Origin of the sequence: Streptomyces sp. NPDC048338, assembly GCF_043201055.1 — a bacterium.
Taxonomy (GTDB): domain Bacteria; phylum Actinomycetota; class Actinomycetes; order Streptomycetales; family Streptomycetaceae; genus Streptomyces.
Window position 1 is genome coordinate 16,359 of record NZ_JBICYQ010000012.1, and the last position, 23,028, is coordinate 39,386.

A 23,028-nucleotide genomic window follows, 5' to 3' on the forward strand; every position below is an offset into this window, starting at 1 on the left:
GAGCATCACGAGAGGAGCAGGCGATGACACACGTACTCGTCGCGGGCGGGGGCATCGGCGGGCTCGCCGCCGCTCTCGCGCAGGCCCGGGCCGGCCACCGGGTGACGGTCCTGGAGGGCCGGCAGGAGTTCTCCGAGATCGGCGCGGGCATCCAGCTGGCGCCCAACGCCTTCCACGCCCTCGGCGCGCTGGGAGTGCGGGACCGGGTGGCCGAGCGGGCCGACTTCATCGACGAACTGCGGTTCCTGGACGGCACGTCGGGGGAGAACGTCGCCGCCATGGAGCTGACCGGGTCCTACCGGGCGCGGTTCGGCGGCCCGTACGCCGTGGTCCACCGCGGCGATCTGCACCGGGCCCTGCTCGACGGCTGCCGCGAGGCCGGTGTGCGGCTGCTGAGCGGCCACCGGGTGGCCGGCTACCGGCAGGCGCGGGACCGGGTGACGGCGCTGACCGCCGGCGGACGGCGCTTCGCCGCGGACGTGCTGCTCGGCGCCGACGGACTGCGGTCGGCCGTACGGGCGCAACTGGTCGGGGACGGCGGTCCGCGCATCTCGGGGCACACCATCTACCGGTCCGTGATCCCGATGGCCGAGGTCCCCGAGGAGCTGCGGTCGAAGTCCGTGACGCTCTGGGCCGGGCCGGGCTGGCACTTCGTGCACTACCCGATCGGCGGCGGCGCGTACCTCAACCTGGCCGCCACCCGCGACGACGGGGCCGCCGAGGAGATCACCGGCGCCCCGGCCGAACGCGCGCGGGTCCTGGACGAGTTCCCCGGACTGTGCGGGGAGGCCCGCCGGCTGCTGGAGCTGGGCCGGGACTGGCGGATCTGGGTGCTCTGCGACCGCGACCCGGTGGACGGCTGGACCGACGGCCGGGTGGCCCTGCTCGGCGACGCCGCGCACCCGATGCTCCAGTACGCGGCCCAGGGCGCCTGCATGGCCCTGGAGGACGCGGTGGTGCTGGGCGGGCTGCTGCGCTGCGAGCCGTGGGAGCTGCCGGCGCGGCTGACCGAGTACAACGTCCTGCGGCGCGGCCGGACCTCCCGGACGACCCTGACCGCGCGCCTGATGGGCGAGCGGCTCTACCACGCCGCGGGCGCCGGGCGGGAGGCGCGCAACGCCCTGCTCGCGGACCTCACCCCCGACGGGCTGCGCGACGCCGTGGACTGGCTGCACGGCTCGACCTCGTTCACCGACGCCCCGGAGGCGGCGCTCGCGGTGACCGAGGGGGTATGACCGTCGGCACGCCCGGACGGTGCCCCGCACCCCACGACGACCGCCGCTCCCCGAACGCCGGGGGGCGGCGGTCCTTGCCTTCAGCGGGTCACCGTGGCGTACCGTCCGGCCAACTCGGCTCCTATCCTCGCCAGTTCGCTCTGGACGGCGATGGGTTCGAGCACCTCGACGAGGGCTCCCCAGCCGGCCAGGTGCCGGGCCACGTCCAACGGCGTGGGCGCGGCGAGCCGGACCCGGGCCCGCCCGTCGGCGTGCGTGCCGTCCGGGTGGCAGTGGCGGCCGAAGCGGTCCCGCAGGACGGCCAGGTACCGCTCCTCGACCAGGACGGTCGCCCAGGTGCGCGAGCGCCGCTCCTCCACGTCGCCGACGACCTCCTGCCAGGCCGCGGAGAGCGTGAAGTCGTCCGGCCGCTCGGCCTGTTCGCCCGTCGGCTCGGCGGCGCCTATCCGGTCGACCCGGAAGGTGCGCCGGCCCCGCTCGGTGCCGGCGACGAGGTACCAGGTGTCGTCCTTGTCGACCAGACCCCACGGATCGACGGTCCGATCGGTCGTCTCGCGTACTCCGTTCGTGTACGTCAGTCTGACCCGGCGCCGGTGGATCACGGCGGCCTGCAGCCGGTCGACCATCTCGGGGCGGCGGCGGTCCCGCTCGCCCCACGGGGTGGGGTCGACCATGGTCGCGTCCGCGGCGGCCTCGGCGTCGGCGCGGAAGGTCTGCGGCAGGGCCCGCAGCAGCTTGCGCAGGGCCGCCTTGGCGTCACCGGAGACGGCCGCGGCAGGGCCCACGAGCAGGAACAACGCCTCGGCCTCGGTGGCCGAGAGTCCGCTGAGATCGGTGCGCGCCCCGCCGACGAGCGCCCACCCTCCCCCGCGGCCGGGCTGGGGGTAGACCGGGATGCCGGCGGCCGACATCGCCTCCAGATCGCGGCGGGCGGTGGCCACGGACACCTCGAGCTCAGTCGCCAGCTCGGCGGCGGTCACCCGGCCCCGTCGCTGCAGCAGCAGGAGGGCGGCGACGAGTCGGTCAGCGCGCATGTCCCCAGCTTCTCTCGTAAAGTGCTCACTTGGTGAGCGCTTTAGGGCGGAGGATGGTCACGGTTACGGAACGAAGGAAGGAACCACCCCATGCTGCGAGGACTTGCCACCGTCAACTTCTATGCGGACGATGTGGAAGCAGCCAAGACGTGGTACGCGGAACTGCTGGGCGTCGAGCCGTACTTCGAGCGCCCGGGCGACGGGAAGCCCGCCGCCTACTACGAGTTCAGGGTCGGTGACCACCAGACCGAACTCGGCCTGATCGACCGGCGTTACGCTCCCCCGGGGCTGCCGGAGACACCCGGCGGCGCGATCAGCCACTGGCACGTCGACGACGTGGAGGGCACCCTCGAACGTCTGCTGTCGATGGGCGCCACCCCGTACACGCCGCTGACCTTGTACGGCCCCGGCTTCGTGACCGCGTCCGTGACCGACCCCTTCGGCAACGTCCTGGGCATCATGTACAACGAGCACTACCTGGAGATGCTGGGCGCATGACCCCTCTCCTCTGACCCTCGTCGCGCCACCACGTGCCGCCCGGCGGCGCGTACGGCGGTGGCCCCCACGGGCGACGTGGGGGCCACTGTCCTGCGGGCGCGGCGGACCGGCCGGGGCGGCGGTCCGGCTCAGGCGGCCGCGGTCGTCCGGCCGACGAGGGCGGCCATCTTCTCCACGGTCGGCTCGTCGAAGAGGTCGACCAGCTCCAGTTCCACCCCGTGCTCCTCGCGGACCAGTTCGGTCAGCCGGGCGGCCCGCAGCGAGTCGCCGCCCAGGTCGAAGAAGTTGTCGAGCACGCCGACCCCGTCCAGCTCCAGCACCTTGGTCCACAGCGCGTGCAGCGACTCCTCCAGCGGGCCGGCCGGGGCCTGGTAGGCGGTGTCGACGTCCGGGCGCGAGCGCGGCGGCTCGGGCAGCGCGGCGCGGTCGATCTTGCCGTTGGTGCTGGTGGGCAGCCCGCCGACGACGTAGGCCGCGGGGACCATGAAGGACGGCAGCCGCCGGCCGAGGCCGCGGCGGATGTCGCGCACCGACGGCGTGGCGCCGGCGTCGGGCTCGATGTAGGCGGTCAGCTGCACGTCGCCCTGTCCGTCCTGGCGGGCCAGGACCGCGGCCTGCTGGACGCCGGGGAGCGTGGTCAGGACGACCTCGATCTCCCCGAGGTGGACGCGGTTGCCGCGCACCTTGACCTGGTTGTCGGTGCGGCCGACGATCTCGATGCTGCCGTCCGGCCAGTACCGGGCGAGGTCGCCGGTGCGGTACATGATCGGGTGCCGGGCCGGGTCGATGGGGTTGGTGATCCACTTCTCGGCGGTGGCCTCCGGGCGGCCGAGGTAGCCCGCGGACAGGCTGACGCCGGCGATGCAGAGCTCGCCGACCAGGCCGGGCGGGAGCGGGCGGAGGTCCTCGTCGAGCACGTAGATGGTGACGTTCGTGGTGGGGCGGCCGATCGGCGGCAGCCGGCGGGCGCGGCCCTCCTCGCCGAGCCGCTCGCCCAGCTCGCTGATGTCGCAGCTGGCGACGACGGTCGCCTCGGCGGAGCCGTAGAGGTTGATCAGCCGGAACGGCAGCCCGGCCGGCGGCCAGGACTGGATGCGCTCGCCGCAGACGCGGATGTTCTCCAGCGGGGTGTCCTCGGGCCACTCCAGGCGCCAGAGCCGCTCGGCCATCGGCTTCATCAGCAGGGTGGTGGTGATGCCCTCGCGCAGGAACCACTCCTGGAGGCGGTACTCGGAGGCGACCACGGAGACGTCGGGGATGTGCACGGTGCCGCCGACGGCGAGCACCGGGAAGCACTCGACCTCGATCATGCCGTAGCCGGGGGCGGCCAGCCAGGTGCCCTGGGAGGCGCTGCTCATGCCGCACAGCTCGCTCATGCTGTGGATCAGGTTGCGGGCGGCGCCGAAGCGGACCATGACGGCCTTGGGGGCGCCGGTGGAGCCGGAGGTGTAGCAGATGTGGATCAGGTCGTCCGCACCGACGGGCTCGCTGACCTCGGTGACCGGCTCGGTGCGCCAGTCGTCGGTGTCCAGCGCGAGGACCGGGGCGAGGCCCTCGACCTTCGACTCGTGGGCGGCCAGGGTCAGCACGGCGGCGGCCGAGGCGTCCTCGATCATGTAGCGGATGCGGTCGGCCGGGAAGTCGCTGTCCAGCAGGATCGCCGCACAGGCGAGTTTGAAGCAGGCGAGCTGGGCGATCAGGCTCTCGGCGCTGCGCGGGAAGCAGACGCCGATCCGGTCGCCGGGCCGCACGCCGCGGGCGGTCAGCCGGTGGGCGAGCTGGTTGGCCTGCTCGTCGAGCTCGCGGTAGGTCAGCCGGGCACCGGGCAGGATCACGGCGAGCGCGTCGGGGGTGCGCCGGGCGTGCTCGGCGACCCGCTCGTGGAAGAAGGGCTCGGGGACCGGGCCCGCGGTGTCGTTCCACTCGACCAGGGTGCGGTGGGTCTCCTCCTCGGTGAGCAGGGCGATGTCGCGGACGGTCCCCTCGGGGGCGGCGGCCAGCGCGGTGAGGACCCGCTCCAGGTGGCGGGCGTACTGGAGGGCGGCCTGGTCGTCGAACTCGGCGCTGTCCAGGTGGAGTTCGACGGTGTCGCCGGCCGGGTCCACGGTCAGCGTCAGGGCGGCGGGGGCCGGTCCCGCGGGCGTCCCGGCGAGGACGACGGCGGCGTGCGCCGGGCGTCCGGAGGGGGCCTGCGAGCCGTCGGCCGCGGCGGCGGCCGCGGCCTCGACGAGTCCGGCGGCCGTGGTGTCGGCGGCCACCCGTATCGCGACGGACTCGTAGGCGTCCGGCTGTCGTTGCCGGCCGACCAGGAGTTCCGTCTCCCCCGTGTAGCGGTGCACGAGCGCGGCCAGCGCGGCCGTCGCGTACGCCTCGGGGCGGGCCGCGGCGGGCGCGGGCAGGGTGAGCGTGTGCCGGTGCGGCGCGGCGGTCCGCGCACCGTCGAGCACGCGGGCCAGGGGCAGGGTCGAGCTCGTGTTGACTGCCACGGTGGTGGTTCCTCTCGGGATGGTCACGACGTCGGATGGCGGGCGCGGGGGCGCGGGCCGGAGGCGGTGCGGGCCGGGGGCGCCGGGGCGGTGCGGGTGCTGCGAAGGGTGGGGGTGGCGCGAAGGACGGGGCCGGGGACACCGGGCGGGGGGCGCCGCGCACGGAGGGGGTGCGCACGGCGGTGGGGGGCCCGGTGGTGGGGGGTCCCCGGGAGACCGGGGCGGGGCGGACGGGTCGCCGTCAGGCGGCGGCCCGGTCCTGCGCGGTGCGGCGGACGGCGACCGCGTCGGCGAGTTCCTCCAGCATCCGTGCGGTCTGCGCCCAGTCCACACAGGCGTCGGTGACGCTCTGCCCGTAGGTGAGCAGGTCCGTGCGGCCGATCTGGAGGTCCTGCCGCCCGGCGGCGAGGAAGCTCTCGATCATGACGCCGGCGACCCCCTGCTCGCCGGCGGCGATCCGGGCGGCGATGTCGGAGACGACCAGCGGCTGACGCTCGTGGTCCTTGTTGCTGTTGCCGTGGCTCGCGTCGACGACCAGCCGCTCGGACAGCCCGGCGCCGGCGAGCTGGGCCAGCACCGCGGCGACCGGCTCGGCCCCGTAGTTGGGGCCCTGGCTGCCGCCGCGGAGCACCACGTGCCCGTCGGGGTTGCCGTCGGTGCTGACCACCGTCGCGCGGCCGTCGTCGCCGATGCCCGGGTAGACGTGCGGGTGGGAGGCGGAGACGATCGCGTCGACGGCGTCCTCGACGCTGCCGCCGGTGGCGTTCTTGAAGCCGATCGGCATGCCGAGGCCGCTGGTGACCTGGCGGTGCACCTGGCTCTGGACGGTACGGGCGCCGATGCAGCCCCAGGAGACCGCGTCGGACAGGTAGTGCGGAACCAGCGGGTCGAGGAACTCACAGGCGACCGGCAGTCCGGTGCCGGCGATCTGGGCCATCAGGCCGCGCGCGAGGCGCAGCCCGCTGGGCAGGTCCTGCGAACCGTCGAGGCGGGGGTCGCTGAGCAGGCCCTTCCAGCCGATCCGGGTACGGGGCTTCTCGACGTACACCCGCATCACCACGAGCAGGCGGTCCTGGAACTCGGCGGCGAGCGCGGACAGCCGCTCGGCGTAGGTGAGGGCCGCGTCCGGGTCGTGCACGGAGCACGGGCCCGAGATGACCAGCAGGCGGTCGTCCTGGCCGGAGAGGATCTTCGCGATCTCCCGACGTGATCTCTGGACGGTCTTGCGGGCGAGCGGCGGGAGCGGGATCTCCTCGCGGAGCTCGGCAGGGGTGGGCAGCCGGGCGGCGGGCGCGCCGGTGAACGTCGCGGCGGGCGCGGTGGCCGGGGTGCGGACGAAGCTCATCTGGATGGTCCCTTCGTGGGCGGAGGTGGCGTACGGGTGGTGCGGGCGGGTCAGATCCCGTCCGCGGTGAGCACCGCGGCGGAGAAGGTGAAGCCCATGCCGGTGCCGATCACGAGGATCCGGTCGCCGGGGCTCAGCAGGTCGTTGCGCAACAGGTGGTCGAGGCCGTACAGCTGGTCGCAGGGGCCGAGGTGACCGATGGTCAGGCCCAGTTCGTGCAGCGAGTTCCGCGGCGCGATGTCGAGGTGCCGTACGAAGCTCTCGCGGTGGAGGGTCCGGCCGACGAAGGGCGTCACCAGCCAGTCGACGCCGTCCGGGGCGACGTCCGCCTCGTCGAGGGCGCGGGCCACGACGCTGCGGGTGCGCTCCACCGACCGGGTCTGCACGTCGCGCAGCGACACCTCGCCGGTGGCGAGGAACTCGCGGGTCCGGCGGCGCATGTCCGGCTGCTCGCCGGGCGCGGTGCGGAAGGGCTCGGCGCCGCGGGACAGGCCCTCCAGCACGGTGTCGGTCTCGCTGACCAGGGAGCGCAGGCGCAGCCGGCCGGTGTCGCGGGCGACCACGGCGGCGGCGGCGCCGTCGCCGAAGACCATGCCGGGCGAGGTGTACCAGCGGTTGGCGGGCTCCGCGAAGCGGTCCGCGAGGGTGATCAGGGCGGAGGGCACGTCGGGGCGGGCGATCAGGGTGGAGGCGGCGAGGTCGAGGGAGGCGAGGGAGCCGTTGGACCAGGCGGCGACGGTCATCGGCATGCTGTTGAGGGTGGGGCCGAGCAGTTCGCGGGCGATCCAGCAGGCGGCGGGCCACATGTCGATGCCCTGGAAGTGGCCGTGGCTGTGCAGGACGAGGGAGTCGGGGTCGACCCGCGCGCCTCGCTCGCCGGCTTCCTTGACGGCCTGGCGGCCGGCGGTGACCGCCATCTCCGGGGGTGCCTCGGTGGAGCGGGAGTAGCTGATCATGCCGGTGCTGGCGGCGGCGTCGGCCGAGTAGGAGCCGTCGGCCACCGCCTCGTCCACCGGCACGGTTGCACCGAGGGTGCCTCCGGTGCCGGCGATCCAGATGTTGTCGAAGCGCATCGGGCAGGTCCTTTCCTGGGTGGGGGCGGGAGGGGCGGAGGCGGTGCGGGCTCGTACTGCCGTTACCAGTAATGACGTTATGCAGGTATCGCAGTGGGGACAACGGCGTCCCGATAAAGCTCCGTTACCTCTCCGAGCAGCGCGGCGATGAGGCCGGCGAGCAGCTCACCGCCGTTCCGGGTCAGCACCGAGGCGGGGTGGAACTGCACCGAGGCGAAGCCCGGGCCGCGCAGCGCGTGCACCTCACCGCTCTCCTCCCGGAAGACCCGGACCTGCCCCGGGCGGGCCGGGCAGTCGATCAGATCGCGGGCGGAGTGGGCGGCGAACGTGTTGTAGAAGCCGACCGGTTCGGTGCGGCCGAAGCAGTCGACGTGGCGCTGGAGTCCCTGGGTCGGCATCGGGTGGCGCACGAGCGGAAGCCCGAGCAGCGTGCTCAGCACCTGGTGGCCGAGGCAGACGGAGAGGAACGGGATGCCCCGGTCGAGGAGTTCGGCGGTCACCTCACGCATCCGGGCGATCTTCGGGTCGTTCGCGTCCCGCGGGTCGCCGGGCCCGGGCCCGACGATGACGAGGTCGTGCGCGTCGAGCCGGAAGTCCTCGTCGTGACGCTTCACGACGATCCGCAGCCCCTGGGCCTCCAGCAGGTGACGGGCCATCGCGGTGAAGGTGTCCTCCGCGTCGATCACCAGCACCCGCCGGCCGGCGAGCGCCGGCACCGCGCGGCTGCGGTCCGCCGGCGGCCGGAACCAGAACTCGGCCAGCGGCTCGTTCCGCGCGGCGAGCGCCCGCAGCACCTCCGGGTGCGCCGCGATCCCGGCCGCCTCGCCGGCCCCCGACGGGGCACCCTCAGGGGAGCGCAGCGCCTCGACGAGTCCGGCCGCCTTGGCCCGCGTCTCCGCCGCCTCGCCCGCCGGGTCGGAGTCCCGGACGAGGGTGGCGCCGACCGGGATACGGACCCGGCCGGCCGCGTCGACCTCCGCCGTGCGGATGAGGATCGCCGAGTCCATGCTGCGCTCGCCGTGCTCGTCACGGCCGATCAGCGCCGCCACCCCGGCGTAGTAGCCGCGTCCCTCGGGCTCGTGCCGGCTGATCACCTCGCAGGCGCTCTCCAGCGGGCCCCCCGTCACGGTGGGCGCGAACAGGGTCTCGCGGAGGATGTCCCGTACGTCCAGGGAGCTCTGCCCCTCGATGTGGTACTCGGTGTGGGCGAGCCGGGACATCTGCTTCAGCGCGGGGCCGGTGACCCGGCCGCCCAGGTCGCAGACCCGGCCCATCATCTTCAGCTCCTCGTCGAGCACCATGTAGAGCTCGTTGGCCTCCTTCGGGTCGGCGAGGAAGTCCAGCACGCCCGCCAGCTCGGGGCCGTCCGCCGGATAGCGGTAGGTGCCGCTGATCGGGTTCATCACGACCCGGCCCGCGTCCAGGCTGATGTGGCGCTCCGGGGAGGCACCCACGAAGGTGCGGTCCCCGGTGTGGATGACGAAGGTCCAGTAGCCGCCGGGGTCCCGTCCGGCCAGCCGGCGGAAGAAGGACAGCGCGGTCGCCGCCGACCAGTCGGCGACCTGCGCGGTGAAGGACCGCTTGATGACGAAGTTCGCCCCGGCGCCCCGCCCGATCTCCTCGGTGAGCACCCGGCGCACCCGCGCCGCGTACTCCTCGTCGTCGGCGTCGAACCGGGCGTCCTCCAGGGAGATCGGCACGTCCGGCAGGGCCGCGAGCACCTCGTCGAACGGCAGCACCGCCTGGTCGTCGACGCTCATCGTCAGCAGCGGCGCCCCGTCGTCCGGGCAGGCGTAGCCGCGCTCGCGGATCTGCCGGTACGGCAGCAGCGCCAGGACCTCGTGGCGCGGGCCGCTGCCGGCCGCCGGCGCGGCCGGCAGCGGGATGTCCGCGATCAGCTCGCGCGCGGTGGTCCGGCCGACGACCAGGTCGATCCGGTCGGCCCCGGTGGCGCCCGGCCGGTGCAGCAGGGCGAAGGGCGGCGGCTCGGCGCCGAGCACCCGGTCGAGCAGCGGGTGGACGCTCATCGCGCACCTCCGTCCAAGGCGGCGAGGACCGCACGGGTGGAGACGGTCACGGAGCAGCGGGAGGAGACGTACTCCAGCGTCTCGCGGTGCCGGGCGGCGGAGAAGTCGGCGATCGCGTCGCCGACCACGAAGGTCTGGATGTCGTGGGAGAACCCCTCGTGGGCCGTCATCAGGATCCCCACGTGGGCGTAGACGCCGCAGATGACCAGCTGGTCGCGGCCCGTGCGGCGGAGCAGGGCGAGCAGGTCCGTACGGCAGAAGGCACTCGGCCGCCACTTGGTGAACACCTGGTCGCCGGGGGCCGGCGCGATCCGCTCGGGAATGGCCCGGTGGTCGGGGTCGGCGGTCATCCCCGCACCCCAGAAGTCCTTGAGCAGGCCGCGCTGTTCGTCCGTCATGCCGCCGGGCTGGGCCGTGTAGACGACCGGCGCCCCGGCCTCCGCGAACGCGCCGCGCAGGGCCTCGGTGTGGTCCATCAGGTCCGTCAGGGGCTGGCGGCCCTCGTCCGGACCGCCGTGGCCGAAGGGGCTGAGGAAGTAGTTCTGCAGGTCGTGGACGAGCAGCACCGCGCGGTCGGGGTCGACCGTCCAGGGTGCGGTGTTGCTCGGCAGCTCGTCCTCGGCCGGCATGGGATAGGAGTCGATCAGAGGGATCGCCATCGTGGCTCCAGGGATAAGGGAAGAAGGAGGGCAAGGGAGCGGGGGTGGGAAAGGGACGCGGTCAGACGCCGAGCGCGGCGCCGCCGTCGACCGTCAGCCCGTGCAGGGTGATGTGCGCGGCCCGGTCGGAGAGCAGGAAGAGCACCGCGTGCGCGATGTCCTCGGGCTGGGCGAGCTTCCCGAGCGGGATGCCCACCCGGTACGTGGCGGGCGAGCCCTCGACGGAGGGGCCGGCCGCGTCGCCGTCCGCGTACATGGCGGTGAGCATCGGCGTCTCGGTGGAGCCGGGCGCGACCACGTTGCAGCGGATGCCGTACCGGGCCAGTTCGAGGCCCAGCGTCTTGGTGAAGCTGGTGGCGGCGGCCTTCGAGGCCGCGTAGGCCGCCATGTTCCAGCGCGGGATGCCCGCGGCGTTCGAGGCGACCGTGACGATCGCACCCGAGCGGCGCGGCACCATCCGGTTGGCGACCGCCCGGCTGACGTGGAAGACCCCGGTCGCGTTGACCGCGAAGGTGGTGTCCCAGTCCTCGTCGCTGAAGCCGGCGACCTCACCGGTGCGCAGCACCCCGGCGGCGTTCACCAGGTGGTCCAGCGGGCCGAGTTCGCGCTCGGCCCGGTCGACGGCGGCGTCCACCTCCCCGCTGGAGCGCACGTCCACGCCCAGGGCGAGCACGGCCGCGCCGTCCGTCCGCAGTTCCTTCTCCAGCGGCTCCAGGGCGGCCGGGTCGGCGTCCAGCAGGGCCACCCGCACACCGTCCGCGGCCAGGGCGCGGGCGACCGCCGCGCCGATCCCGCCCGCCGCCCCGGTGACCAGGGCCGTCTTCGCGTTCATCGCCTTTCCTTCCGGTCGGTGGGGAGGGGTGCCAGGCCCGCCCGGGCGAGCCGTCGCGTCGCGAGGAACTCGGTGCGTTGCCTCAGCCGGGCCGCGACGGCGTCGGCGTCGACCCCGAGGCAGCGCACGGTGAAGGAGCTGAGCGCCTCCAGGTAGTCGGCCTCCAGGACCTCCTCGTCCAGGCCGGTGGACCGGCCGTCCTCGATCAGCACCCGGCCGGCGACGACCACGGTGTCGACGTCCATGGAGCCGCCGAGGGCCAGGAAGCCCTCCAGCGGGCGGGGGTTGAGCAGATAGCGCCAGTCGTCGGCCTTCACCAGCAGCAGATCGGCCTGCTTGCCCGGTTCGAGGCTGCCGATCCGGTCGCCCTGGTCGAGCCCGCGGGCGGGCAGCCGGGTCGCCATCGCCAGCGCGTCGGTGGGCAGCACCTCGGTCGGGTCGGCGTACATCTCGTTGTAGATCTGCCAGGCCACCCGCATCGACTCGGCCATGCCGCCGATCGGCATCGCGGCGCCGTCGGTGGAGAGCGAGACGTCGAGGCCGGCCCGCCGGAACTCGGGGAACAGCCGGGTCTCGGTGAGGGACGCCTCCCCCGCGGGTCCGTACTTCGCGGGCGAGTGGCTGATGTGGGCGCCCGCGCCGATCAGCAGCGCCCGCTCTCCGGCGTCGGCGAACGCGCAGTGCACCGCCATGAAGCGCTCGGAGAGCAGACCGAGGTCGGCGAAGCGGCGGACCGGGGTCGAGCCGTGGTACGCGAGCATCACTTCCGCCTCGTTGCGCAGCGCGCCGACGTGTGCGGCGAACGGCACGTCGAAGCGGGCCACCAGCTCGGCGAACCCGGCACCGAGTTCGTCGGTCATGTTGGTGCCGTAGACGGCGGTGGGCCAGGCCCGCACGAGCCCGTCGGGATCGCCCGAGCAGTCGATCAGGAGCTTCTCGATCCGCTGGAGCTCGTCGTCGGCGTCGCGGGTGCGGCGGAATCGGGTGTCGCCGGGTGCGCACACCGCGTCCGAGGCCCAGGTGCTCACGGTGAGGCGCATGCCCAGGTCGCGGGCGGCGCGGGCGAGCGCCTCCGGTTTGTTGAGGGAGCCGACGTCGCCCAGGGCGGTGACCCCGGAGCGCAGCTGGGTCCACATCGAGTACCGGGCGATGGCCAGCGCCTCGTCGGGCGTGAGCCGGTCCACCTGGCCGTGGAAGGAGTCGAAGATGACGGAGATCTGCGGGACGTCGCCGCCCAGCGCCATGAACACCGGCTTGTCGTCCCGGTCGGAGGCGTCGCGCAGCGCGCCCTTGAAGGGGAAGCGCATCGCGAACATCTCGTGCCAGTGCGGGTTGACGAAGCCGGGCAGGATCATCCGGCCTCGGGCGTCCAGCGTGCGCAGTCCGGCGCGCTGTTCGGGCCGGATGGCGGCCTCGACCTCCGCGACGGTGCCGACGGCGGTCACCACGCCGTTCTCGGCGAGGACGGCGCCGTCGGGGACGACCCGGTCGCCGGCGTCCGCCGGGTACAGGCAGCCGCCCTTGATCAGCAGGGTGCTCATCACGCCACCTCCGCCTCTCGGGCCTGCCAGGCGTCGGTGAGGTGGCGGTGCCAGGCGTCGAGGGTGGGTGCGGCGGCGAGTTCGGCGAACTCGGCCGGCAGGCCCTGGCGGCGCCAGCGGGTGACGAGGCGCATCATCTCCAGCGAGCCGAGGCCGAGGTGGACGAGATGGGCGTCAGCGGGGACGGTGTCGGGCTGGACACCGAGCACGGCGGCGACTTCCCCACGGAGCTCGTCGGCGGAGAGAGGTGAGGTGCGGGGTGCGGTTCGTGCGGCACGTATGCCGGCCATGGCGGTTCACCCTTTCTGGGCGGAGGGGAGGGACGGGACGGGTGCGGTCGGGGCGGGTGCGGCCTCCTGGAGGGTCGGTACGGCGGGGGAAGCGGGCTCCGTCGCGGCCTCGGCCTCTGCGGCGAGCGTCCAGTGGCGGGAGACGGCGGGTTCGGCGGCGGCGGCCGCGAGCACCTTCTTGTCGATCTTTCCGAGCGGTGTCAGCGGCAGGTCCGCCACGAACTCGGCGCGGTCCGGGAGCTTGTAGTCGGCGAGTCCGCGCGCGTGCAGCGCGGCCTTGAGCTCGGCCAGCGTCGGCCTGGTGCCGTCGCGGCCGACGAGGAAGGCGTAGATCCGTTCGCCGAGGAACTCGTCCGGCACCGGCACCACGGCCGCCGCGGCGATCCCCGGGCAGGTGAGGAGATGGGCCTCCACCTCGCCCGCGGCGATCTTGTCGCCGCCGCGGATGACGACGTCCTTCAGCCGTCCCCGGACGATCAGCCGGCCCTCGGGCGTGAGGGAGGCGAGGTCACCGGTGCGGTAGAAGCCGTCCTCGGTGAACGCCCTGCCGTTGTGCTCGGGCGCCCGGTAGTAGCCCCGCAGGGTGTACGGGCCCCGGGTGACCAGCTCGCCGGTGACGCCGGCCGGGACGTCCGCCCCGCGTTCGTCGACGATCCGGACCTCGTCGGCCGGGGACACCGGCCGGCCCTGGGTGTGCAGGACCGCGTCCACGTCGTCGTCGGCGCGGGACATCGTCAGCAGCCCCTCGGCCATGCCGAAGACCTGCTGGAGGCGGCAGCCGAGCTCGGGGGTGATCCGGGCGGCCAGCTCCGGCTCCAGCCGGGCCCCGCCGATCTGGAGGACCTTCAGGCTGGACAGGTCCGCGTCCGACCACTCCCGCTCGTCCAGCCAGAGCCGGGCGACGGTGGGCACCACCGAGGTGAGCGTGACGCCCTCCCGCTCGATCAGCCGGAAGCAGTCGTCCGCGGTGGGGTCCGGGGCGAGGACGACCGTTCCGCCCGCCGAGAGGGTGCCGACCACTCCGGGGCAGCCCCAGGTGAAGTTGAACTCCACCGGCAGGGCGGCCAGATAGACGTCCTCGGTCGTCAGGCCGGCCAGGGAGGCCACCGTACGGGTCTGGTACGCGTAGTCGTCGTGGGTGCGCGGGATCAGCTTGGGCAGCGCGGTCGTGCCGCCCGACAGCAGGAAGAAGGCCACGTCCGAGGGGTCGTTGGCGGGCAGCTCCACCGGGTCGGCGTCGACCGACTCCAGCGGGACCACCGCGGGCGAGGTGGTCTCGCCCTGGGCGTAGATCCGGCGCAGGGCGGGCAGTTCGGCGGCCATCTCCAGGGCCAGCGCGGTGTGGTCGAAGCCGCGGAAGACGCCGGGGACGACGTAGCCGGAGGCGCCGGACAGCTCGCACAGGTGCCGGATCTCGTTGGAGCGGTGCGAGGTGAGCGAGAACACCGGCTTCGCGCCGGCCCGGAACAGGGCGAACGCCACCTCGACGAACTCGGGCACGTTGGGCAGCTGGAGCACGATCCGGTCACCGGGCTCCACGCCCTGGCGGACGAAGCCGGCGGCCGTGCGGTCCACCCGGTCGGCCAGTTCGGTGTAGCCGATCCGGCGGTCGCCGGCGACGATCGCGGTGGCGTCTCCGTACCGTTCGGCCCAGAGCCGCGGCAGCGCGCCCAGGTCGGTGCCGTTCCACAGCCCCTCACGCCGGTAGCGCTCGGCCGTCTCGGCCGGCCAGGGGGTGCATCCTTCGAGCATCACAGGTCTTCCTCCTGTCGTGCGGTGCCGGGCAGATAGGGCGCGGTGATCTCCACGACCGCGCAGGCGACCTCCATGCCGGGGCCGGCCGCGAGCAGCAGGACGCGGTCCCCGGGGGCGACCTCGCCCCGTGTCCAGAGGCGTTCGAGGCCGATGAAGGGGTCGGCGGCTCCGACGTGCCCGATGTGACGGGTGAAGTCCCAGGTGCCGTCGGCGGCCTCGATCTCCAGCGGATCGAGGTAGATGGTGTGCAGGGCGCCGTCGGCGTAGTTGGTGTGACAGATCCGGGCCACCTTCTCCAGGCCGGTGTCCGCCTCCTCGAGGACGCGGTCGACCGCCTCGGCGACCACGTCGCCGAGGTGGGTCCTCGGCGGCGCCGCGCCCGCGGCCCACTGCCGGCGCCAGTGGTCGCTGCGTTCCTCGAAGTTGAGCGAGCGGCCCACGGTGATGCCGGGCGGGAACAGCTCCTCCCCGCCGCGGTGCAGCTCCTCCATCGACGGCGCGGAGACCGAGCCGACCGACAGCAATCGGGCGAATCCCTCCCGCCGGGACAGCACGGCGGCGGCACCGCCGTCCGCGAGCAGGAACAGCCGGGAGGAGTTCCAGCGGTCCACCACGGGAGCGGAGAAGTTGTCGGCCGCGGTGAGCAGGACGGCGTCCTTGCCGTCGTCGGCGGCGAGCCGGTGGGCGGCCATCTCCAGAGCCGTCAGCATGCCGAGGCAGCCGGGGCCCACCTGTGCCGCGCCGATCGGGCGGTCCAGGGTGCGGTGCAGGACGTAGTGCGGGGCGGACCAGCCGTCGGGGCCCTGGTGGTAGGTGGCGCAGTGCAGCAGCGCGCCGTAGTCGTCGGGGGTGAGGCCGGTGCGGCCGGCCCGCCGCAGGGCGGTGCGGGCGGCCCGTACCGCGATCTCGGGTGCCGGCAGGTCCCCGGCCACCCGGACGGCGAGCATCCCCGAGGCCGCGCGGTCGGCCTCCGCGTACCAGCCCTTCGCCACGGCGTCGGCGGTGGTGACCTCCTCGGGCAGCCAGCTCCCGACGCCGGCGAGGTGCAGCTCGGTGGCCACCCTCATCGCGTACCGCCCGCCGGCACGAGGAACCGGGCGACGCTGTCGAGCTTCTCGCAGGTCTCCTCGAACTCGCGCTCCGGGGTGGAGTGCCCGACGATGCCGGCACCGGCCCGCAGCCAGGTGCGCCCGTCCTTGCGGTAGGCGCTGCGCAGCACGAGGGCCGCGTCCATCGCGCCGGTGTGGTCGACCGTCAGGACGGCGCCGCTGTAGAGGCCGCGGGACTCGGGCTCGTGGCGGCGGATCGAGTCGTACGCGGCCGACTTCGGCACTCCGGACGCGGTGACGGCGGGGAAGACCGCGCCGAAGGCGTCCCAGGCCGCGCGCCCGGGGGCGAGCTGTCCGGCGACGCGGGAGGCGAGGTGCTGGACGCTGCCGCGCTCGCGGATCGCCATGAACTCGGGGACCTCGACGGAGCCCTCGACGCACACGTCGACCAGCTCGTCGGCGCCGACCTTGACGGAGATGGCGTGCTCGTAGACCTCCTTGGGGGATCCGAACAGGTCGGCGCGCAGGTTCTCGTCGGTGAGCAGGTCGCCGGTCAGGGCGCGGGTGCCGGCCAGCGGCTGGCTGACGACCCGGCCGTCCTCGGAGACCTGGACGACGATCTCCGGGCTGAAGCCGATGGCCTCGGTGCCGCCCAGGTTGAGCATGAAGGAGCGGGCCGGGTTGTTGCCGCGGCGGCCGGCCACGTAGGTGCCGGTCAGGTCGACCTCGTCGTCGACCTCGACGACGCGGGACAGGATCACCTTGTGCAGTTCGCCGGCGTTGATCTCGTCCACCGCGAGGCGCACCGCCTCGCGGTACTGCGGGCCGCCGGTGGCGTGCACGTCCAGCGGGCGGGGCTGTCCGGCGGAGGCCGGGGAGGCGCTGGCGACGGTGGTGAGCAGGGCGTCCAGAGTGGCCTGGTCGGCGGCGCGCAGCAGCGCGTGGCCGGCCTCGAAGCGGACCTCGGCGCGCGGCACGACGAGGTGCATGAGCCGCCCGTCGCCGATGCCGTCGAGGTTGCCGTCCTTGGCGTACGACAGCTCGAAGGTGGCCCAGCCGTAGGCCCGCCAGTACGGGACGGTGACGGTGTCGAGCAGCTCGGAGACCAGGTTCAGCGGCTGGTCGTTCCACGGGCGGAAGGCGTCCGGGACGTCCTCCTGGGTCAGCCGGGCTCCGGTGCGGTCCAGCGTCAGCTCGGCGCGCACGCCGCCGGCGTAGGCCCAGCTGCCGCCGTTCTCGTAGACGACGTACGACTCGTGGAGTCCGGAGTCCGCGAGACGGGCCGCGACGAGCAGCGGGTCCTCGGTGAGCTGGAGCTGGGTCTCGAAGTAGTGGCGCGGGGCGATGGGGCTCATCGGAAGGTTCCTCCTTCATAGCGGTTACCTTCAAAAACGATACGGAGGTAACAGCCTTCGCCCCAGGGTCCCTTGATTAGCCCTCCTGATCGAAGTGCGTACCCGGGCACGGCCGGATTCCGGATACGCGGAAGGGCCGCGCGGCGGGATGCCGCGCGGCCCTGGGAGGGTGCGCCGGGTGGGCCGGGTCCGTGGACCCGGCGGGGTCGGCTACTTCACGTTGACCGCGGCCCAGGCGGCGCCGACCGCCGCGTACTCGGGGCCGGTCGTGCCGTAGAGGTCACCGGCCGCCTTGAGGGTGGCCGTGCGGGCGCCCGCGTAGTCCGTCGAGGAGGTCATGTAGGTGGAGAGCGCCTTGTACCAGATCTTGTAGGCCTTGGTCCGGCCGATGCCGGTGACCGTGGAGCCGTTCGCCGTCGGGGAGTCGTACGCGACCCCGTTGACCGTCTTGGCGCCGCTGCCCTCGGAGAGCAGGTAGAAGAAGTGGTTCGCCGGGCCCGAGGAGTAGTGGACGTCCAGCCGGCCGACGTTCTTCGACCAGGAGTCGGCGGAGTTGCCGTCGCGGCTCGGCCGGTCCATGTAGCGCAGCGGGGTGCCGTTGCCGCGGATGTCGATCTTCTCGCCGATGAGGTAGTCGCCGACGTCCGAGGAGTTGGCGGCGTAGAACTCGACCGCGGTGCCCAGGATGTCGGAGGTGGCCTCGTTCAGGCCGCCCGACTCGCGGCTGTAGCGCAGCCCGGCGGTGGAGGCGGTCAGGCCGTGGCTCATCTCGTGGCCGGCCACGTCCAGGGAGGTGAGCGGCTTGAGGTTGCCGGTGCCGTCCCCGTAGGTCATGCAGAAGCACTGGTCGGACCAGAACGCGTTGACGTACGCGTCGCCGTAGTGGACGCGGGAGTAGGCGGCGACGCCGTCGCCCCGGATGCCGTTGCGGCCGAGCTCGTTCTTGTAGAAGTCCCAGGTGACCGCGGCGCCGTAGTGGGCGTCGGCGGCGGCGGTCTCGCGGTTCGTCGCCTGGCCGTTGCCCCAGACGTCGGTGCTGTTGGTGAAGAGGCTGCCGGTGCCGTTGGTGCCGCCGTTCAGGTCGTACGTCTTGTGACCACCGCGCGCGGTGTCGGTCAGCGTGAACGACGGGGCGGTGCCGAGGGTGACCTGGCCGCTGTACTGGGTGTTGCCGGTGCCGGTGTCGATGGCCTCGTAGGCGTACAGCTCCTTGCCGCTGATGGCGTCGGCGATCACGTGCCGCTCGCTGGGCGTGCCGTCGGCCCGGACACCGGTGACGACCGTCTCCCAGGCCAGCACGGGCTTGCCGGTCGCCGCCCAGACGACCTTGCGGGCGGCGGCCGCGGCCGGGGCCTTCGTCCCGGCAGAGGCGGCGGCGGAGGCGGCGGCCGACCGGCGGGCCGTGTCCGCGGGGACGGCGGCGCTCGTGGCGGGCACGGCTATCCGGGCGTCCGTCGCCTTCGTGGTGGAGCGGGCGCCGTCCTTCTTCTTGTGCACGACGAGGTCGCCGCCGAGGACGGGGAGACCCTCGTAGGTGCGCTCGTAGCGCGTGTGGACGGTGCCGTCCGCGTCCTTGACGACGTCGCGGACGACGAGCCCCTCCCGGTCGGACAGGCCGATCGCCCGGGCGGTGGTGGCGGCCTCGGCCTGGGCGCCCTGGAGGGCGGCGGTGCGCTGCGCGGCGGAGAGGACGAGCGCGGTGGCGCCGTCCTCGCGGTCGGTGGCGGCACCGGCCGATCCGCTCTGCACGCCGACGACGACCATGGCGGCCGAGGCGAGCAGGGCGGCGGCGCGTGCGGTGGCACGGGAGGAGGGGCGGTGGTGCGAGGACTGCAGGCGGGTCACGCGGGCTCCTTCGCTGAAGCAGTGGGGGGTGGCGCGGCTGGGAGCGTGCCAGCGAAAGATCCTCATTGACAGGTCTGCAACAAGAATTTGACCATCCCTTGTCCGGAGGGCGAAGCAGGGTGTCCGATATGCGATCGAATCCGCCTGCTTAGATACGCCAATGGGAAACCTTCTTTACGTCACCGACCTCGGCTACCAGGCGCGGGGGCGCCGCTACTTCACCCGTTCCGGCCGCAGAGGCCCCGGTGGTACTCGACGTGCTGCTCGTCGATGACGTGCTCCGGATGGAAGCGGAGCCTGCCGACGAACTCGGCGTCCCGAGTGCGCCGGACGGACCAGTCCTGGTCGATGTAGATGCCCAGCCGGTCGAACTGGGCATGATGGTTGGGGCAGAGACAGAGCAGGTTGGACAGCCTGTCCGGTCCGCCGTGCGGCTCCCCCACTCCCCGGATGTGTGCGGCCTCGCTGTAGTGACGGAACTGGGTCTCCAGCCGCAGACCGCACACCTGGCACTGGTGCCCGTGGAGCACCTTGACGTCCTCGGCCAGCCCACGGTCCCGATCGGGGCGGGACGAGGTCACGCTGCGCCGGCCGACCGGGCCGCCGGGGGCGCCCTCCTGGTCGTCCGCGCTCCGGCCGCTGGCCGTCGCGTACCCCGCGAGACCGACCCTCCCGAGGAGCGCCTCACGGTCGACGTCGGCCAGATACCGGGAGGACAGCAGGGCTATCGATTCGGCGCGGGTCAGAGCGCGCCGCAGATGCCGGGCCGCCTCCTGCGTAAAACCGGCCCTGGCTCCGGCGGCACGGAGCGCCGCAGGCGTCGGCCTGAGGTCGTGCGCACCGATGCCCCGCAGCTCCCACACCCCGCTGCTGCGCAGGTGCCAGAAGGGATACTCGGGCGTCGCCCCGGAGCCCGGGACGCCGAAGTCCTTCAAGAGGGAGCCCACTTCGCGCTGGAAGACGTCCCACGGTGCCAGTCGGTCCGCACCCGCCGCCACGCGGCCGATGGCCCACAGCAGACTCAGCGGCTCATGACGGTCGGGGCGCTGCTCCCGGATATGGGTGTTGAGGGTGCCGAGCGCGCGCATCAGCTGATCGCGTCCCAGCCTCGGCGATGCCGTCGAAGCGGGAGGGATCGCCTCGGCTCCGGCCGAGGGTACGAGCCCGGCACAGCGGAGTCGTTCGGTGGCCGGAACGAGGGTCAGGCTCCGCAGCGGCCGCGGGACACCCAGCTCGGTCAGCACGGGATAGGCGTCGACTTCGAACTCCTCGACGTCACCCAACGCGATGATGTGCTCCCAGGTGCTGCCCGTCTCCGCGTCCTCCCCCCACACGGCCGCCGCCAGCGCGCGGTTGTCGATGCACGCCAGGATCCGCGCGCGGGCGACGAACTTCTTGTCGGCGTAGAAGAGAACCTCGTCGCCAGACTGCCGGTCGCGCAGCGCGACAGCCTTGCGATTGCCCGTCTCGTTCGTCGGGGTGGATCCCCAGAGCCTCGCGACACCATCGGGAAAGATCCGCCTCAGCGTGGCGGCGTCGCGCCCCAGGACGTGCTCGTGCTCAGCCAACCGGATCCCGTCCCGGACCGAGTGCTGGAAATGCCGGGGACCACCCCGGTTGGCACCGCCGCGGGGTTGCAGAACCCACTGGACCGACGCGTCCCGCCCTCGCCCCTCCGGCCCCGCGTCATCGGTTCCCGCCTGCCCGTCCACCCTGCCGTTCGACTGCTCAACGTGATCGTTCCCCATGATGATCAGACTAGTGACGGCGTCTCTCGGGCCCTCGACGCCTGCCGGAACCGTTACGAAGAAGGGGCCGGAGGCACGAGCACGCGGCGCTTCCGGCGCATCACCGCCTCCCCGCCCGTGCTCTCTGAGGAGACGCTCGCGGCCGTGCGGCAGATGCCCAGGGGCCGGGGCTCCGCCGGCCTCACCTGCGAGGATGTCCGCATGGCATCGATCCTTTACGTCACCGACCTCGGCTACCAGGCGCGGGGGCGCCGCTACTGCGACGAGGACATCTGGCTGAGCGGGCGGCTGCGCGAGGAGTTCGGCGTCGCGCTCTGCCATCCGCTCGACGCCGCCGCGCTGATGGACCGCTTCGACGCCGTCGTCGTGCGCAACAGCGGGCCCGTCATCCACTACCAGGAGGCCTACGACGCCTTCCGCGCCGCCGCGCTGCGTGACGGCGTGCGGGTGTTCAACTCCCTCTCGGGCAAGGGCGACATGGCGGGGAAGGAGTACCTCCTCCAGCTGTCCAGGGAGGGATTTCCGGTCATTCCCACGGCGGGCCGGCGGGAGGAGTTCGGACGGCTGCCCGACGCCGAGACCTATGTCGTCAAGCCGATGCTCGGCGCGGACTCGGTCGGTCTCCGCTTCGTGGACCGGGCGGACCTCGCGGACGTGGACCCGGTCGGCATGCTGGTCCAGCCGCGCGTCCCGTTCGCGTACGAGGTGTCGTTCTACTTCGTCGGGCCCGACTTCCAGTACGCGCTGTACGCCCCCGACCCCGAGGCGCGCTGGCGGCTGGAGTCGTACGAACCGACCGCGGAGGACCTGGAGTTCGCGCAGCGGTTCGTCGACTGGAACGACCTGCCGTACGGCATCCAGCGCGTCGACGCCTGCCGCGCGCCGGGCGGGGAACTGCTGCTGGTGGAGCTGGAGGACCTGAACCCGTACCTCTCGCTCGACCTGGTCGGGCACGCGGAGCGGGAGGCGTTCGTCGCGGCGATGAAGGGCGCGTTGCGGAAGCTGGTGGGGTAGGGACGGCAGCGGGGTGGGGTCGCCGGGGGCCTCAGGGCGTCCCGGGCAGGGCCGGGCCCGGCGGCCGGCGCGGCCCGGGCCCGCGGTTCACCGTTCCGGCGCCCGCCCCGACGCCCGCCTCACCGCACCGCACCCCACCTCACCGCGCCCGCCCCACCCGGCCCGGCGGCTCACGCGCTGCGCTTGCGCGGGGTCGCCTTCTTCGTCGGCTGCTTCTTCGCGGTGGCCTTCGACGTGCTCTTCGCCGTCGACGTGCTCTTCGTGGCAGCCGTCTTCTTCGCCGCCGCCTTCTTGGCGGCCGTCTTCGCCGTCGACTTCCGTGCGGGCGCCGCCGTCTTCTTCGCCGCGGTCTTCGCCGTCGACTTCTTGGCGTCCGTCTCCTTCGGCGTCGACCGCGAGGACCGCGAGGCGGTCTTGCGCGCCTTCAGCTCCGTCACCGAGGCATCGGCCGGCGCCTCGCCCCGGGCCTCCTTCGCCGCCCGGACGCTGCTCTCCAGCGCCGCCATGAGGTCGATGACCTGGCCGCCGCCCTCCTTGTCGGGCTCCGGGGGCGCCACTCCCTCGCCGCCCTCCGCCTTGGCCGCGATCATCTGCTCGACCGCCTCGCGGTAGTCGTCGTGCAGGGAGCCGAGGTCGACCTCGCCCAGCGTGGCCATCAGCGCGTCGGCCAGGTCGAGTTCGGCCTCGCGCACCGCGACGGGCGCCTCCGGGGCGACCCCCTCGGGCGCGCGGATCTCGTCGGGCCAGAGCAGCCCGTGCATCGCGATGACGTCGTCCACCACCCGGAGCATCCCGAGCCGTTCCCGCCCGCGCAGGGCGTACTTCGCCACCGCCACCTTGTCGCTGCGCTTGAGCGCCTCGCGCAGCAGGGTGTACGGCTTGGCGGCCGGGACGCCGTTGGCCGAGAGGTAGTAGGCCGCGTCCATCTGGAGCGGGTCGATCTCCCCGGCCGGGACGAAGGACACGATCTCGATGGTCCGGGCCGTCGGCAGCGGCAGGGACGCCAGGTCCTCGTCGGTGATCGGGATCATCGTTCCGTCGGCGTCCTCGTAGGCCTTGCCGATCTCCGCCTGGGAGACCTCCTCGCCGTCCAGCTCGCACACCTTGCGGTAGCGGATCCGGCCGCCGTCCTCGGCGTGGATCTGGCGGAAGGACACGGACCGGCTCTCGGTGGCGTTGACCAGCTTGATCGGGATGCTGACCAGGCCGAAGGAAATGGCGCCGTTCCAGATGGATCGCACG

Annotated in this window: 18 protein-coding genes; 3 read left to right on the plus strand and 15 right to left on the minus strand. The window is 73.4% G+C overall.

Translation table 11 applies throughout. The annotated features are described in order from the left end of the window. Positions 1–23 precede the first annotated feature (23 nt). A complete protein-coding gene (locus ACGFZF_RS26210) occupies positions 24–1,235 on the plus strand; it encodes an FAD-dependent monooxygenase (protein ID WP_393557924.1) in 1,212 nt (403 codons plus the stop codon). Between the two features lie 80 nt (positions 1,236–1,315). Here ACGFZF_RS26210 and ACGFZF_RS26215 read toward each other — a convergent pair whose 3' ends face one another. Then, a complete protein-coding gene (locus tag ACGFZF_RS26215; protein WP_393557926.1) occupies positions 1,316–2,269 on the minus strand; it encodes a helix-turn-helix transcriptional regulator in 954 nt (317 codons plus the stop codon). A 90-nt stretch (positions 2,270–2,359) separates the two neighbouring features. Between ACGFZF_RS26215 and ACGFZF_RS26220 the strand changes: the two genes are divergently transcribed. Next, on the plus strand, positions 2,360–2,767 hold the full coding sequence (locus ACGFZF_RS26220; RefSeq protein ID WP_393557928.1) for a VOC family protein: 408 nt from the start codon (positions 2,360–2,362) through the stop codon (positions 2,765–2,767). A gap of 128 nt (positions 2,768–2,895) precedes the next feature. On the opposite strand, the gene ACGFZF_RS26225 is transcribed toward ACGFZF_RS26220, so the two are convergent. The 13 genes from ACGFZF_RS26225 to ACGFZF_RS26285 form a co-directional block, all read right to left on the minus strand. Beyond that, entirely contained in the window at positions 2,896–5,253 is a 2,358-nt protein-coding gene (locus ACGFZF_RS26225; RefSeq protein WP_393557930.1) for an amino acid adenylation domain-containing protein, read from the minus strand. 241 nt (positions 5,254–5,494) lie between these two features. Beyond that, positions 5,495–6,598, minus strand: coding sequence for a 3-deoxy-7-phosphoheptulonate synthase (locus ACGFZF_RS26230; RefSeq protein ID WP_393557932.1), 1,104 nt, complete (start codon positions 6,596–6,598; stop codon positions 5,495–5,497). 50 nt (positions 6,599–6,648) lie between these two features. Beyond that, complete coding sequence (locus ACGFZF_RS26235; RefSeq protein ID WP_393557934.1) at positions 6,649–7,671, minus strand: 3-oxoacyl-[acyl-carrier-protein] synthase III C-terminal domain-containing protein; 1,023 nt, start codon at positions 7,669–7,671, stop codon at positions 6,649–6,651. Positions 7,672–7,748: 77 nt separating this feature from the next. Continuing rightward, positions 7,749–9,698 (minus strand): chorismate-binding protein, encoded by a 1,950-nt coding sequence (locus ACGFZF_RS26240; protein ID WP_393557936.1) that lies wholly within the window; start codon positions 9,696–9,698, stop codon positions 7,749–7,751. After that, entirely contained in the window at positions 9,695–10,357 is a 663-nt protein-coding gene (locus ACGFZF_RS26245; protein ID WP_356608713.1) for an isochorismatase family protein, read from the minus strand. Before ACGFZF_RS26245 ends, ACGFZF_RS26240 begins: the two co-directional genes overlap by 4 nt. Before the next feature lie 61 nt (positions 10,358–10,418). Then, on the minus strand, positions 10,419–11,189 hold the full coding sequence (locus ACGFZF_RS26250; protein ID WP_393557939.1) for a 2,3-dihydro-2,3-dihydroxybenzoate dehydrogenase: 771 nt from the start codon (positions 11,187–11,189) through the stop codon (positions 10,419–10,421). After that, positions 11,186–12,730 carry an amidohydrolase family protein gene (locus tag ACGFZF_RS26255; RefSeq protein WP_356608717.1) on the minus strand — a complete coding sequence of 515 codons (1,545 nt, stop codon included), beginning with the start codon at positions 12,728–12,730 and terminating at the stop codon, positions 11,186–11,188. Before ACGFZF_RS26255 ends, ACGFZF_RS26250 begins: the two co-directional genes overlap by 4 nt. After that, positions 12,730–13,020 (minus strand): phosphopantetheine-binding protein, encoded by a 291-nt coding sequence (locus ACGFZF_RS26260; RefSeq protein ID WP_356608719.1) that lies wholly within the window; start codon positions 13,018–13,020, stop codon positions 12,730–12,732. Before ACGFZF_RS26260 ends, ACGFZF_RS26255 begins: the two co-directional genes overlap by 1 nt. A 6-nt stretch (positions 13,021–13,026) precedes the next feature. Beyond that, positions 13,027–14,772, minus strand: coding sequence for a (2,3-dihydroxybenzoyl)adenylate synthase (locus tag ACGFZF_RS26265; RefSeq protein ID WP_393557942.1), 1,746 nt, complete (start codon positions 14,770–14,772; stop codon positions 13,027–13,029). Then, complete coding sequence (locus tag ACGFZF_RS26270; RefSeq protein WP_393557944.1) at positions 14,772–15,836, minus strand: ketoacyl-ACP synthase III family protein; 1,065 nt, start codon at positions 15,834–15,836, stop codon at positions 14,772–14,774. Before ACGFZF_RS26270 ends, ACGFZF_RS26265 begins: the two co-directional genes overlap by 1 nt. Before the next feature lie 2 nt (positions 15,837–15,838). Continuing rightward, complete coding sequence (locus ACGFZF_RS26275; RefSeq protein ID WP_393557946.1) at positions 15,839–17,179, minus strand: salicylate synthase; 1,341 nt, start codon at positions 17,177–17,179, stop codon at positions 15,839–15,841. 210 nt (positions 17,180–17,389) lie between these two features. Further along, positions 17,390–19,090 carry a M4 family metallopeptidase gene (locus ACGFZF_RS26280; protein ID WP_393557948.1) on the minus strand — a complete coding sequence of 567 codons (1,701 nt, stop codon included), beginning with the start codon at positions 19,088–19,090 and terminating at the stop codon, positions 17,390–17,392. A 152-nt stretch (positions 19,091–19,242) separates the two neighbouring features. After that, positions 19,243–20,592, minus strand: a complete 1,350-nt coding sequence (locus tag ACGFZF_RS26285; protein WP_393557950.1) for an HNH endonuclease — start codon at positions 20,590–20,592, stop codon at positions 19,243–19,245. A gap of 381 nt (positions 20,593–20,973) precedes the next feature. On the opposite strand from ACGFZF_RS26285, the gene ACGFZF_RS26290 reads away from it, so the two are divergent. Continuing rightward, positions 20,974–21,786: a hypothetical protein gene (locus tag ACGFZF_RS26290; RefSeq protein WP_393557952.1), complete on the plus strand. Its 813-nt coding sequence runs from the start codon at positions 20,974–20,976 to the stop codon at positions 21,784–21,786. A 170-nt stretch (positions 21,787–21,956) separates the two neighbouring features. On the opposite strand, the gene ACGFZF_RS26295 is transcribed toward ACGFZF_RS26290, so the two are convergent. Continuing rightward, on the minus strand, positions 21,957–23,027 hold the full coding sequence (locus tag ACGFZF_RS26295; protein ID WP_393557954.1) for a Ku protein: 1,071 nt from the start codon (positions 23,025–23,027) through the stop codon (positions 21,957–21,959). Between the last annotated feature and the right edge of the window lies 1 nt (position 23,028).

Excerpts from the sequence above, each read along its gene's own strand:
- ACGFZF_RS26210 (WP_393557924.1), top strand. The coding sequence starts at position 24 with ATGACACACGTACTCGTCGCGGGCGGGGGCATCGGCGGGCTCGCCGCC.
- ACGFZF_RS26215 (WP_393557926.1), bottom strand. The coding sequence starts at position 2,269 with ATGCGCGCTGACCGACTCGTCGCCGCCCTCCTGCTGCTGCAGCGACGG.
- ACGFZF_RS26220 (WP_393557928.1), top strand. The coding sequence starts at position 2,360 with ATGCTGCGAGGACTTGCCACCGTCAACTTCTATGCGGACGATGTGGAA.
- ACGFZF_RS26230 (WP_393557932.1), bottom strand. The coding sequence starts at position 6,598 with ATGAGCTTCGTCCGCACCCCGGCCACCGCGCCCGCCGCGACGTTCACC.
- ACGFZF_RS26235 (WP_393557934.1), bottom strand. The coding sequence starts at position 7,671 with ATGCGCTTCGACAACATCTGGATCGCCGGCACCGGAGGCACCCTCGGT.
- ACGFZF_RS26240 (WP_393557936.1), bottom strand. The coding sequence starts at position 9,698 with ATGAGCGTCCACCCGCTGCTCGACCGGGTGCTCGGCGCCGAGCCGCCG.
- ACGFZF_RS26245 (WP_356608713.1), bottom strand. The coding sequence starts at position 10,357 with ATGGCGATCCCTCTGATCGACTCCTATCCCATGCCGGCCGAGGACGAG.
- ACGFZF_RS26250 (WP_393557939.1), bottom strand. The coding sequence starts at position 11,189 with ATGAACGCGAAGACGGCCCTGGTCACCGGGGCGGCGGGCGGGATCGGC.
- ACGFZF_RS26255 (WP_356608717.1), bottom strand. The coding sequence starts at position 12,730 with ATGAGCACCCTGCTGATCAAGGGCGGCTGCCTGTACCCGGCGGACGCC.
- ACGFZF_RS26260 (WP_356608719.1), bottom strand. The coding sequence starts at position 13,020 with ATGGCCGGCATACGTGCCGCACGAACCGCACCCCGCACCTCACCTCTC.
- ACGFZF_RS26265 (WP_393557942.1), bottom strand. The coding sequence starts at position 14,772 with ATGCTCGAAGGATGCACCCCCTGGCCGGCCGAGACGGCCGAGCGCTAC.
- ACGFZF_RS26275 (WP_393557946.1), bottom strand. The coding sequence starts at position 17,179 with ATGAGCCCCATCGCCCCGCGCCACTACTTCGAGACCCAGCTCCAGCTC.
- ACGFZF_RS26280 (WP_393557948.1), bottom strand. The coding sequence starts at position 19,090 with ATGAGGATCTTTCGCTGGCACGCTCCCAGCCGCGCCACCCCCCACTGC.
- ACGFZF_RS26290 (WP_393557952.1), top strand. The coding sequence starts at position 20,974 with ATGGCATCGATCCTTTACGTCACCGACCTCGGCTACCAGGCGCGGGGG.